Source organism: Caldimicrobium thiodismutans (genome assembly GCF_001548275.1).
Taxonomy (GTDB): Bacteria; Desulfobacterota; Thermodesulfobacteria; order Thermodesulfobacteriales; family Thermodesulfobacteriaceae; genus Caldimicrobium; species Caldimicrobium thiodismutans.
The window spans coordinates 1,044,123-1,056,819 of the sequence record NZ_AP014945.1; the positions used below are offsets into that span (position 1 = coordinate 1,044,123).

At 39.1% G+C, this 12,697-nt stretch carries 10 protein-coding genes, 2 tRNA genes, 1 other RNA gene and 1 CRISPR repeat array; of the genes, 11 read left to right on the plus strand and 2 right to left on the minus strand.

Annotated features, from left to right (window positions below):
* The first annotated feature begins 4 nt into the window (after nt 1–4).
* The 9 genes from THC_RS05130 to THC_RS05170 all read left to right on the plus strand — a co-directional run bounded on the left by THC_RS05130 (nt 5) and on the right by THC_RS05170 (nt 5,676).
* Nucleotides 5–628 (plus strand): histidine phosphatase family protein, encoded by a 624-nt coding sequence (locus THC_RS05130; RefSeq protein WP_068514295.1) that lies wholly within the window; start codon nt 5–7, stop codon nt 626–628.
* Nucleotides 629–902: 274 nt separating this feature from the next.
* Nucleotides 903–1,859 (plus strand): sulfite exporter TauE/SafE family protein, encoded by a 957-nt coding sequence (locus tag THC_RS05135; protein ID WP_068516659.1) that lies wholly within the window; start codon nt 903–905, stop codon nt 1,857–1,859.
* Between the two features lie 26 nt (nt 1,860–1,885).
* A complete protein-coding gene (locus tag THC_RS05140; RefSeq protein ID WP_068514297.1) occupies nt 1,886–2,302 on the plus strand; it encodes a hypothetical protein in 417 nt (138 codons plus the stop codon).
* Nucleotides 2,303–2,351: 49 nt separating this feature from the next.
* Nucleotides 2,352–2,449, plus strand: an RNA gene (gene ffs, locus THC_RS05145) — signal recognition particle sRNA small type.
* 18 nt (nt 2,450–2,467) lie between these two features.
* Nucleotides 2,468–2,560 (plus strand) — tRNA-Sec (locus THC_RS05150).
* 87 nt (nt 2,561–2,647) lie between these two features.
* Complete coding sequence (locus THC_RS05155; protein ID WP_068514298.1) at nt 2,648–4,072, plus strand: M48 family metalloprotease; 1,425 nt, start codon at nt 2,648–2,650, stop codon at nt 4,070–4,072.
* A gap of 67 nt (nt 4,073–4,139) precedes the next feature.
* Entirely contained in the window at nt 4,140–4,607 is a 468-nt protein-coding gene (locus THC_RS05160) for a YbhB/YbcL family Raf kinase inhibitor-like protein (RefSeq protein WP_068516662.1), read from the plus strand.
* A 10-nt stretch (nt 4,608–4,617) separates the two neighbouring features.
* Complete coding sequence (locus tag THC_RS05165; protein WP_068514301.1) at nt 4,618–4,884, plus strand: hypothetical protein; 267 nt, start codon at nt 4,618–4,620, stop codon at nt 4,882–4,884.
* Nucleotides 4,885–4,890: 6 nt separating this feature from the next.
* Nucleotides 4,891–5,676, plus strand: a complete 786-nt coding sequence (locus tag THC_RS05170; protein WP_068514303.1) for an ATP-grasp domain-containing protein — start codon at nt 4,891–4,893, stop codon at nt 5,674–5,676.
* On the opposite strand, the gene THC_RS05175 is transcribed toward THC_RS05170, so the two are convergent.
* Entirely contained in the window at nt 5,673–7,418 is a 1,746-nt protein-coding gene (locus tag THC_RS05175) for a hypothetical protein (RefSeq protein ID WP_068514306.1), read from the minus strand. The two genes, THC_RS05170 and THC_RS05175, sit on opposite strands and share 4 nt — an antisense overlap.
* Nucleotides 7,419–7,707: 289 nt before the next feature.
* Here THC_RS05175 and THC_RS05180 point away from each other — a divergent pair.
* Both THC_RS05180 and THC_RS05185 read left to right on the plus strand, forming a co-directional pair.
* A tRNA-Lys gene (locus tag THC_RS05180) sits at nt 7,708–7,780 on the plus strand.
* Between the two features lie 270 nt (nt 7,781–8,050).
* Entirely contained in the window at nt 8,051–9,601 is a 1,551-nt protein-coding gene (locus THC_RS05185; protein WP_068514309.1) for a PD-(D/E)XK nuclease domain-containing ATP-binding protein, read from the plus strand.
* Between the two features lie 658 nt (nt 9,602–10,259).
* Nucleotides 10,260–10,740: direct repeats of the CRISPR family, unit length 36 nt; unit sequence GGTTGAAACCTGCCCTACTTCAAAAGGGATTGCGAC.
* A 405-nt stretch (nt 10,741–11,145) separates the two neighbouring features.
* On the opposite strand, the gene murJ is transcribed toward THC_RS05185, so the two are convergent.
* Nucleotides 11,146–12,690 (minus strand): murein biosynthesis integral membrane protein MurJ, encoded by a 1,545-nt coding sequence (gene murJ / locus THC_RS05190; protein WP_068514312.1) that lies wholly within the window; start codon nt 12,688–12,690, stop codon nt 11,146–11,148.
* Between the last annotated feature and the right edge of the window lie 7 nt (nt 12,691–12,697).

Consider the following 12,697-nt stretch of genomic DNA (forward strand, 5'->3'; position numbering starts at 1 on the left):
CTTTATGAAAAATTTTATTATTTTCCGGCACGGTCCTATTGCAGAAGAGTATCGTAAAGTGTTTTATGGTCAGGTAGATGTTCCTCTATCCTCTCAAGGAGAAAAACTTTCTCTTGAGGTAGTTGAAGGGCTCAAGGAAATTCCTTTAAAAAAACTTTTTTCAAGCCCTTTAAAAAGGGCTCTCTATCCAGCTCAGATTCTCTCAAAGGAAAAGGGACTTCCCCTTGAGGTAAGAAATGAACTGAAAGAGATAAATTATGGAACCTGGGCGGGAAGACCAAGGGAAGAGGTCTATAAAGAACCCCTTTACTGGGAAAGGCTAAAAAAAGATTATCTTTCTCCTCCAGGTGGGGAATCTCTAAGGGATTTAAGGGAGAGGGCAAAAAAGTTCTGGGAGCTACTGAAAGGTCTTGAAGCTGGAAATTATGCCATCTTTACCCATGGGGGCTTTATTCGGGCCCTTCTCTGTGAACTTTTAAACCTTGAAAACACTTTGTTCTTTGCCTTTGAAGTCTATCATTTAAAAGCTGTCTTAATAACCCTCTTTGAAGATGGAATCTTTGTTATTAAAGGAGTTAATCTTAAGATTCAAGAAATATCCCAATTAATGGAATCCTCTTATTGGTAGCCTATTCCACTAACATTTTAACAGGATTTAAAACAAAGGTGTATGCACCTCTATCTTTTGAGGCTTAAAGCTACCTCTTTTGACAGATAAATCTGCCTTTCACCTCTCACCTTTTTCCCCTCCTTCCTTTTTCTTGTAAGGATCTGAGCTTATGCAACCAAAACCTTATATGGAGAGAGAACTTTTTTCAATTTTCTACAAAATTCATAAAATGTTGCAAAAATTAAATCTGGTATTACCCTCTAAAACTAAAAATACTAAGGAGGAGGGGGATATGAGGTGGTTACTTCGTACTTTCAGTATGGTTGCGCTTCTTCTTTTATTTACATGTGTAATTAGTATGGCAGCAGAGACTACTCCTCAGGTTATGGAGGGGGGCTCGAGTTTTCCCTGGTGGGCTTGGCCGCTTTTGCTTTTTATCGTAACCTTTATTTTGGGGATCATTGCTGTGCTGGGAGGTGTTGGAGGAGGAGTTCTTTTTGTGCCTATAGTGGGTGGATTTTTTCCATTTAATTTAGACTTTGTAAGGGGTGCAGGATTACTTGTAGCCCTTTCTGGGGCTCTTGCTGCTGGCCCAGGGCTTTTAAGAAGAGGGCTTGCGGATTTAAGACTCACTATTCCCCTTGCCCTAATTGCCTCAACAAGTGCTATCTTTGGTGCTATGATAGGGCTTTCTCTTCCCAAAAATGTAGTAAATACCCTTCTTGGACTTACTATTCTTGGTATTGTAGTTATTATGCTTACTGCTAAAAAGTCTGAATATCCTGAAGTTAAAAAGGCAGATGCCCTTTCCCGGGCTTTAAAGATTTATGGAATTTATTATGAGCCTACTACCGGAAAGGAAGTGGAATGGAAAGTGCATAGAACACCTATTGCTCTTCTTCTTTTTGTTGTGATAGGAATTATGGCAGGAATGTTTGGACTTGGAGCTGGCTGGGCCAATGTCCCTGTTCTTAACTTATTAATGGGTGTTCCCTTAAAGGTTGCAGTTTCAACCAGTAAATTTTTGCTCTCTATTACGGATACTTCAGCTGCCTGGATTTATCTTAACAGTGGAGCTATCATACCCATGATAGTGGTTCCCTCTATTGTTGGAATTATGCTTGGTTCTATTGTGGGAGTTAGAGTTTTAGCAGTTGCCAAACCCAAAGTGATTCGCTGGGTAGTTATTGGTCTTCTTGCTTTTTCAGGCTTAAGGGCCCTGCTTAAAGGCCTTGGAATCTGGACTTAAAAAAACTTTTAGAAAGGAGGGAAACAATGGCTAAAGAAATCAAACCTTCAGAAGAACAGCTTTCCTATGCAGCTCTTCTTGATATAGGTATGAAATTAGGTCTTATTGGAATTGTGATTACTTTTGCGATTTATGTTTTTGGAATTTTTTCTCCTTACCTACCCGTTGAGGATTTGCCTCAGTATTGGAAACTTAATGTCCACAAATATCTTGAGGTTACCAGGATTCAGTCTGGTTGGGCCTGGATCACCCTTCTTCACAAAGGCGATTTTTTGAACTTTTTACCCATTGCCTTTCTCAGTGCTTTAAGCATAATTTGTTATATAAGGATTCTTCCTATTTTTCTTAAAAAGAAGGAGTCCATATATGCCTTTTTGGCTCTTCTTCAGGTATTGATTCTACTTTTAGCTGCCTCAGGAATTCTCAAAGTGGGAGGGCACTAAGAGGATTTTGAAATTTAATTAATCTGCATTATAATTTTTCATTAAGGCTATTGGGGGCTTGTGCGACGGATCCCGGTGAACCCCGCCAGGCCCGAAAGGGAGCAACGGTAGCCGGGCTCTCCGGGTGCCGCAAGTTTCCCCAATAGCCCCTTGCATTTTTTAAATGGAGGCGTGAGGGGGCTGGTGCCCCTCCCGGGCTTCAAACCCGGTGCACCCCAAAAAGGGGTGGGTGGGTTCAATTCCCATACGCCTCCGCCATAAGGATAAATTGGCCCCCCTCATTTTAACCAGATCATTTTTTATCTCCTTTCTTTCTCTATGCTATCATTCTGGAGGATATAACCTATGCTTAAAAGGGTAATTACCTTACTCTTAATTTTTGTTTTTATTACAATCACCCCTCTTAAGGCTCTAATTTCCCTTGAGGAGGAAGAGAAAATTGGTAAAGAAGTGTTACAGGAGGTTTCCAGAAGTCTTGAGATATTAAAGGATGTGGAGGCTGTAACTTATGTCAATCTACTTGGTGAGCTTCTTTCTCAAAAAGGGGTTTCCTTTTCTCCCTTTAATTTTCGTTTCTTCATTATCAAAGATAAAACTTTCAATGCCTTCTCCGTTCCAGGGGGCTATATATTTTTAAATACAGGACTTTTTGAGTCTCTTGAAAGTGAGGATGAGCTTGCTGGTATTCTGGCCCATGAAATGAGCCATAATTTAGCAAGGCATGTAGCCAAGAGGATTGAGACTATTAAAAAAATGCAGATAGCTACAACTGCAGCAACCTTAGCAGCAATTTTTCTTGGTGGCGGGCAGGCAGGACAGATTGTGGGGATTACGGGAACTGCCTTGGCTCAGACCAAGCTTCTTGCTTACAGCCGAATGGATGAAGAAGAGGCAGACCGCATGGGTTTTGAGATTCTCACCAAAGCAGGATTTAATCCTCAAGCTATGGCACGGGTCTTTCAAAGGCTATCCAAGGAAAGCTCCTTTGCCATAGAATTAAATTATCGTTATCTCCTTACCCATCCTTTACCTCAGGAAAGATTGAATTATCTGCAAAATCTTGCAGAAAGGAGTGCCATTCCCTTCAAGGATCGCTATACCCTTTCGGGAGATCCCTATTATTTTTTAAGATTAAAGGCAAGAATTCGGGGTGAAGCCGAGGACTCAAGTGACCTTATTCTGGTTTTAAAGGCCCAGCTAAAGGAAAAGGATGATCCCCTTTTGCGCTATCAATTAGGTATTGCCCTGATGGAGAGTAGATTTTTTGTTGAGGCAGAAAAAGAACTTACCACAGCCTTAAAAGGTCTTCCCTCCAGAGATTACTTTAAACTTGATCTTGCAGAGCTTTACTTTCAAAAAGGTGACTATGTTAAGGCCAGAGAGATCCTAAGTGCCCTTTCTTTTTCTAAATCAGGACTTGGAGAAATCCTGGAACTCAAAAGAAAATATCTCTTAGCCCGAGCCTACTCTGAGACAGGGGAATTAAACCAGAGTTATCAAATTTTTAAGGCCTTAGATGAAAACAAATTCCTCAAACAGGATCCCTTTTTTTATTACCACTTTGGTCTTCTCTGTTCCCGTATGGAGCTCTTAGGGGAATCCCATTTTTATTTTGGGAAATACTATGAAAATAGAGGAGACTTTAAGACAGCTGTCTTTCATTACAAAAAAGCCCTTTCCTTTTTACAAAAAGACTCTAAAATGTATTTAGAGGCAGAAAAAAAGGTGAAGGACCTTGACAGAGGTAAAGAAAAGAAGGTTTTACCTTAAGGGCTTTAAAGCTTCAATAGCTGTCTTATTTTTATTTACAGGAATAGCTTTGGCAGGAGGAAAGGCTATGCAAATATCTTCTCCGGCCTTTTCAGATAAAGGTAAGATTCCAGTTAAATATGTAATGCCTGGGGCTGGAGGTAAGAATATATCTCCTCCTCTTAAGTGGGAGAGTATCCCTGAAGGGACTCTATCCCTTGTTTTAGTCTGTGTGGATATTCACCCCGTTGCCAGAAACTGGATTCACTGGGTTATAATCAATATCCCCCCTACAGTAAAGGAATTTAAAGAGGGAGCTTCCATGAAAGAGATTTCTCCTCCAGCTAAGGAATTGATCAACTCTTTTGGATTTAAGGGTTGGGGAGGACCACAACCCCCTCCTGGCACAGGGGATCATCCCTATGTTTTTAAACTTTTTGCCCTCAAAGTTTCAGAAATAAAACTTACAGAAAAACCAAGCTATAAAGACCTTTTAAGGGCTTTAAAGCCCCATGTGCTTGCCGAAGCTGAATATACCGGCTATTTTGGAAGGTAAAGGAGGTCAAATGGAAAAGGTCTTAGCTACTGGTAAGACCCACAAAATAAAAGTTAAAAAACCCTTTCTTTTGCCAAGAAAGGAAAAGATAATTTGTCCCTTTTGTGGTAATTCTGAGGAATTTTATGATATTATTGAAAATGCCACCTTTTATATCCACTATCTTCAAACTGAAGAGGGTCATTTAGAACCTGTAGAAGAGGAGGCAGAGGTTCTGGGGCCAGTTAAGTTTTTCTGCGGATCCTGTAATGCTGATCTTACCTATCTCAAAAAATAAACCCTGATGTCCCCTTTTTATGTCATTCCTACTTATCAATCCCTTTTAAGAAATTTTCCCCTTTTAAAAAAGGGGGACCTCCTTTTAACCAGAATTCCCATCAGACCAGATAACTTCCATCTTATTTTTGATCTTCAATGTCGTGAAGTCATATCTTTTCCAAGCTTTCTGTCACAGATCCTGAGTGCCTCAAAGGTTGCTCAGGCAGAAATTTTGAGAGAATTTATGCCTCCTTATACCTATGTTATCAAAAATCAGGTCTCTCTTCTTCAGGTTATGCAAAATCCCCCACCTTATGCAGGTTTTATCACTAAAAAGGATCAGGCTAACTGTGGATTAGGAGTTAAACTCTGGAGAGATCTTGAGGAGCTTTTTAATCTTGCTGGAACGCAAGCCCTTGAATTTCCCTTTGTCTTACAGCCTTTATTTAGAGACTGGAAGGACTTGAGAGTGATTGTTCTTGGTGAGCTTTATAAGGAGGCCTATTTAAGAGAAAACCCGGACAACTTCAGACAAAATCTTTTCTTTGGAGGAAAAGCAACTCCCTATGAACTATCTGAGGAGGAAACCACCTTTTGCAAAAGAGTGATGGAAAGAGGAGGTTTTTTCTTTGCTCATCTTGATCTTGCCTATATTGAAGGAAAGGGCCCCTATCTCTCTGAAATCAATCTGAAGGGTGGTATAAAGGGTGCCTCCATTAAGCCTCTTGAATATGAAAAGATACTCCACCGGCTAAGAGAGGATTTTTTCAATCACTGGAAAGAGGAGCATCAACCCTTTGAAATACTCTAAGATCCTTCAAGGGCAGGGAGAAAAAATCTCTTTATAACACTTTCCCAGTCAAGTTTACTCAGATAGGGCTGAGTCTTTTCATAAAGGTAAAGTCTTTCCTCTTCTGTTTTAGGCAATTTCTTGTAGATTAATTCTGAATATTTAGCTATAGCTAACTCTTCAAGGACATCTCTTTTATCCTCAGAAAGAGTTAAGAGAAGCGTTTCAGGAAGGTCCTTAGCAATCTCTACAAAATTTATAGCCACATAGGGTTTAAAGTCTTCTGAAAAAATCTTTTCAAGAAAAAAATAAACCCCGCAGGAGGTTGAAAGCAGAGAAAGACCCCCGGATGGAAGAACTTCAATATGAGAGATTCCAAAGGGTTCATAGATGGAAAACCCCAATTCCACATCACTTGCCAGTCTTAAATCTCTGGTGGTTATGTCTTCAGGAAAATCAATACCACATTTTCTTTTGGATAATCCAAATTGATTAATAAAAATAGCTTTAATAGCTTTAGCTTGGGAATTAAATTTCTCAATAAGTTGGTAAACTTCAATTTCATAGCCTACCAGATCTGGCCAACCAATTTTGTGTTCAAAGGGCCAGCCATATTCCTGGACCATTCGGTCAACAGCCTCAACAGGTCTTCCCTGGGGGACTTGTGAAGCAAGAAGAAAGAAGATCCCTTTTAGGTTTTCCCTTGCAAGCAGGGAATCTAAGAAGAAAAAGAGTTTTATATCCCTCCAGACACCTTTACTTTTAACTAATCGACAGGCATGAGAAAAAATAAGGTCAACCCTATCACATCCCTTTTGACTTAGACATTTGGAAAATTTTTTCCTGCTAAGTTGAACCTCTTCAAAGGATATGTGATCTACAGACAGGCCATTATAAACTACCTTAATCTTTGATGGATCTGCTTCTGGGACAAGAAATTTATATTCCTCAGCAACAAGATCGCCTACTGCAAATATTTTATCAAAGCGGTGAGCCAGTTTCACAAGGGCTGTTCTATACCAGTCCATCTGAGGTCCAAATATCTCTTCAAGACTTCGTTGGTTAGCTTTGGACTTTTCAAGAAGATTATAAAAGGTGATATCATGTCCAGGCAAATTTTCCACAATTCTACGAACCGGTGCTACCTCATGGGCATAAAATATTCTCTGATGCTTTTCAGGATTAAATTCAGGGTGAAGTTCAAGAGCTAATAGAGAGGGAATTCCCATATACTCATGTCCAAAATGGTAAAATTTTGAGGCTTTTGGATATAGTAGTTTTAAAAATTCAAGATAGCAGAAACTGATTCTAAGATACTGCTCATAGTCCCAATCTCGTTCATATTTATCTGAGGAAAGCCCAAATTTTTCCCAAAAGAGGTATTTTTGATAAATTACCTCCTCCTTTTTCATCTGGGTTATGTCAACAAGCAGGACATCAACCTTTGCCTGACGGGAAGGATTTAATTCACTAAGGAGGCGTCTTTTCCCATATACAATATCAATGTTATATTTTTCAAGAACAGGTTTGAAAAGTTCACCAAAGTGGCCTGTGTCATAGTGATCTTTACTGGAATAGTAAACAACTCCGTCTTTTCCAAGGCGCGTTGAAGCAGAGCCAATGTATTCAAAGAGGGGGCCATAAAAGAGGGTCTTTTCAAAAAAGTTTTGATAACTTGGAGCTGTGCAAAGCCCTGCGAGAACTTCTCCAATGCCACCAATTTTATATAACGCCTCATGCGATATGTGTATAGCCACCTTCATAAGATTTTCCCCTTTGAAATCTTTATTAATTTTTCAAGTATCATAAAAGGATATTTCCTTATGTCAATATATTTTGTCAATATAAGCCTCTTTCCCTTTCCCCACCTCTAAAAACATAAGTTCCTATCCCTACAAAAAAAAAGAAGGGTTGGAAAAGGAGGAAAGTTCATTTTCCTACAACAGAAGCAGTAGAAAAAATCCTCTTAAGTTTCAAAAGATATGGACATAAATACTCTTGACAAACCTCAAATTCAGGTTAATTTTTAAAATATTTTGATTTAACATAACAGGGCCGCTAGCTCAATTGGTAGAGCAATGGACTCTTAATCCATAGGTTGGAGGTTCGAGTCCTCCGCGGCCCATTTGTTTCTTTGGTTTCAGGGTTAAAAAATCTGAAGGCCTTTTGAGCCTCTTTTGTGCCCCTTGAAAACTAAGCTAATCTTCCCTTTCGTTGCCCATCAACTGTAATCTCAAGTTTTTTTCTCTTACTTTAAAAATTTACAACCTTGCATGGGTCATACACCTAAGGTCTGCCCCTTAGTAATGACAAAAATTGCCCTGTTTTTAAAAAAGGATTGTATAAAAAAAGAACTGACATTGATTTTTCAAAAAAGAGACCTTAAAATAAAACTATGGAGAAAAAACTTCCCATCGGGATTTCAAGCTTTGAAAAGATTAGAAGTGAACCCTATTATTATGTGGATAAGACACCTTTTGTGGCAAAACTTGTTGAAGAGGGAACTTACTATTTTCTCTCCCGCCCAAGGAGATTTGGAAAATCCCTTTTTGTGGACACCCTGAAACAGGCCTTCCTTGGAAGAAAAGAGCTTTTCCAAGAGCTCTATCTTGAAAAGAACTGGGACTGGAGTGTTAGGTATCCTGTTATTCATATAAGTTTTGGCGCTGGCAATATCTTAAGTGAAGAAGATTTCCTTTTGCGGATAAAAAGAATTCTTAAGAAAAATCATAAAACCCTTCAATTAGATTGGGAAGATTCCTCTGATTATAGGGCTTCTTTTGAGGATCTTATTGAAAAGGCCTATGAAAAATATAAAACCAAGGTAGTGATTCTGATTGATGAATATGACAAACCCATTCTTGATCGCATAGAAAACAAAGAACTAAGTTTAACCTTAAGGGAGCATTTAAAGAATCTCTATGGGGTTATAAAGGATGCCGATGTTTATTTAAAGTTTGTCTTTATTACAGGGGTTTCAAAATTCTCAAAGGTCTCCCTTTTTTCAGGCCTAAATCAGTTAAGAGATATTACTTTAAGCAAGGAGTATTCAACTATTTGCGGATATACTCAAAGGGAACTTGAAGAGGTTTTCAGAGAGGAACTGCAAGATAAGGATTTAAAGCTTATAAAATGCTGGTATAATGGTTATTCCTGGCTTGGGGAGCCTCTCTACAATCCCTTTGATATCCTTCTCTATTTAGAGGAAAAAAAATTCCACCCCTACTGGTTTGAAACTGGGACTCCAAGTTTTCTTGTAAAACTTTTAATGGAGAAGCGTTTTTATCTTCCTGAGCTTGAAAATCTTGTGGCAACAGACTCACTTATTGGGTCCTTTGATATAGATAGGGTTAGGCCTGAGAATCTCCTTTTTCAAGCAGGCTATCTTACCATAAAAAGAATGTTTAGCCTTGCAGATAAGATTCTTTATGAGCTTTCCTATCCCAATAAAGAGGTAAAGTTAGCCTTAAATGAGGTGCTTGCTGAGTATTTTACAGGGGATACAGGGGAAGTTCCTTTAAAGACAAGGGATTTTCTTTTGGCTCTTGAGGGAAATCAGTTTGAGAAGATGAAGAAGGTTCTTGAGGGGCTTTATGCAGGGATACCCCATGATTGGTTCAGGAAAAATGAGCTTTCCCGTTATGAGGGGTATTATGCAAGTTGTTTTTATGCCTTTTTATGTGGGTCAGGGCTTGAGGTAATCCCTGAGGATATAACGAATAAGGGGCAAATAGATTTGACGGTGCTTTATAGGGAAAGAGTTTATCTTTTTGAGTTTAAGGTGGTTGAGGGGGAGGAGGGAGAGGGTAAAGCTTTAGCTCAATTGAAAGAAAAAGGGTATCATAAGAAGTATGAGGGGAAGTCTAAGGAGATTTATCTTATCGGGATTGAGTTTTCTTCAAGGGAGAGGAATATCAAGGGCTTTTTCTGGGAGAAGATAAATTGATGTGTTACCTTGGTTTATATCCGTTAGATAAAGAAGAAGGATGTGGCTGAAGTAAGGGATGGCTTTTTGTGTATGTGTGAGGGTGGAGAGAGGAGAGAAAAGGCAAATACATGGGGTTGTCATGGGGGTGGATGCGGGGGTTGTTTGGGCTTAATACTTGATACAGGTTTATAAACAAATTTTAAAAAATCAGGGTTGACTTTTTGGAGAAATGTGGTAAGAGATGGGAAGATGGGTTGAAAATGAGTAGGTCTTTGACAAGTGAATAGCGTTTTTTCTTCTTTTGGAGTTTGGGTTTAAGTTAAGAGTTTGGGGCTAAGTTAAAGAGGATTTTTGGGTTGAGAGTAATGGGGAAGGTGTGAGCTTTTTAAAGGTGTGTATAAATATATTAAGTGAAGAATATGATAATTTTTTAGGGACATGAAGGGTTGATATAGCAAGGGTTTTAGGGGGTAATTTTTGGGGTAGGAAATTGAGAATCAATTGCAGTTATAGGGTGAAAAAGTGTGGTTATAAGTTATTGATATAATGGGGAAAATTTTGTGTTTCCCTGGTTTTGGAAGTGAGGGATGATGCGGGTTTTAGGGGGTTGATTTGAAAAATATAGTTTGTGATAAACAATCACAAGGTAGGATTGATGAGCTTTCTGAGGTGTAAGGGTTGAAACCTGCCCTACTTCAAAAGGGATTGCGACCATCCAGCTGTATCAGTGCACCATGTTAAATCCACTCTTTCTAAGGTTGAAACCTGCCCTACTTCAAAAGGGATTGCGACTAAAGATGGATTATTTGTGCAAACACCTATTATGGTTGAAACCTGCCCTACTTCAAAAGGGATTGCGACTTCTATGGGCATGATTTTGTGAGAGATGAGTCAAAATAGGGTTGAAACCTGCCCTACTTCAAAAGGGATTGCGACTTTTTGAACGAAAGACCAATAATGCATATGATTATTTTAAAGGTTGAAACCTGCCCTACTTCAAAAGGGATTGCGACCAGGCACCACCCAAAAACTCCCCTTCAGCAACTCTCTTTGTTGAAACCTGCCCTACTTCAAAAGGGATTGCGACTCAAATAAAACCGCTTTAAAAGGATCATTCAACTTGTTGAAACCTGCCCTACTTCAAAAGGGATTGCATCAGGAGAGTAAAGGGATTGCATCAGAAGGGTAAAGGGATTGCATCGGAAGGGTAAAGGGATTGCATGAGGGGTGAAAAGGAATTGCATAAGGGGTGTAAAGAGATTGCATGAGAAAAGGTAAAGGGATTGCATGAAAGGGAGTAAAGGGATTGCATGTGAAGAGTAAAGGATTGCGACCTATCGGGGCTCAAAATCTTTTGCCCTTATCAAACCTGTGCTAATTTCTGGCTTAATTCAAATAAGACAGCATGGAGTGGTAGAGGATTGCATGGGGGTAATTTGCCAAAAAGTCAGTCTTATTGTGAAAAGCTCGAAATTACTTGCTAAAGGATGCAGATTTAAGTCCCAAAAGATAAGAGGGCAAACAAACACGAGTTTTCTATCCTTGAATAAAAACTTGATGTTTTATTTTCTTAATAACTTTTTATAAAAAATATAAGTTTCCTTTGGACCTAAAAACTTACAAATTATAATAAACACAAAGGCTCCTAAGGGTATGGCAAAAATTAGTCTGAGACCGGGAGAGAAAAGAAAACTCTTACTGAATAAAATAACTCCAGAGAGGGCTATAAGAGAAATAAAAAAGGTTAACAAGCTTCGCAGGAAAAATTCTTTTTCAGGAAAACCAAGGTATCTAAAACTTAAAAATAAAAGAAAAAGGCATTGGGCAAAAAGCCCCCCAGTGGTTCCAAGGGCTACCCCTTTTATTCCAAATATTTTTATAGTAAAAAGGATTATCAAAAGATTTATGAAAACAGCAAGAAAGGACCCTGCTGCAGGAACACCTGTCCGATTTAGAGCATAAAAAAGGGGAACTGTAGCCTTTGAAAGACCATAAAAGGGAAGGGCTAAAGAAAAAATTTTAAGAATCTCTGAGGTCCACAAGGTATCCTCTGGCTTAAAGGCTCCTCTTTCAAAAAGAATCTTGACAATCTCTTCGGAGAGTAAGAATAATCCTAAGGCTGAGGGTAAAGAGAGGCTTAAAGATACAATCAGGGCTCTTCCATAGGTTTCCCTTGCAAGAGAAAAATTTCCCTGGGTAATGTTTCTTGTTAATTCAGGCAATAGGGCTTGAGAAAGGCCAACCCCAAAAAGCCCTAAAGGCACATACATAATTCTAAAGGCATAGCTATACCATGAAACTGCCCCCTCCCCACAGGAGGTGGCAAAAAAGGTATTAATAAAGATATTTATCTGAACCGCAGAAAATCCTATGATAACAGGAAAAATTAGTCTGAGAATTTCATAAAATTCAGGCAGAGTAAAATCAACTTTGAATCTAAAGGTGAATCCTTTTTTCTTAAGCAAAGGATACTGCATAAGGGCCTGAAGGAGGCCTCCAAGGGTTACTCCGAAAGCCATGGCAAAAATGGGTTCATATCCATAAGAAAGGAGTAAATAATACCCAAAAACCCCGATTAAAATTGAGGAAAGATTAAAAAAACCTGAGGAAAGGGCAGGAAGAAAAAATATTCCTATGGAGTTTAAAAGCCCTGCAAAGATTGCGGAAAGGCTGATAAAGAGAAGAAAGGGCATCATAACACGGGTAAGAGAAACGGTTAAAGCAAACTTTGAGGAATCAGTCTTAAAAGCAGGAGCAATCACAGAGACAATTATTGGTGCAAGAAAAAAACCTATAAGAACTATTATTAAGAGGATTAGCAAAAAATTAGAGATAAGGATGGAGGCTTTTTTAAAGGCCCTTTCGAGGCCCTCCTTTTCAGTGGTTGCTGTGAAAACCTTTACAAAGGCTCCTGCAAGGGCTCCTTCTGCAAAGAGATCGCGAAGAAGATTGGGGATACGGTATCCCACAACATAGGCGTCCATAGCCTTTCCAGCCCCAAAGAAGTAAGCAAGCACCTGTTCCCTGAGAAGGCCAAGAATTCGGCTTATGAAAACAGCGACGGTAACTGATGTTGCACCCTTAGTGACCTTTTCAATTGAAGACACTTGTATC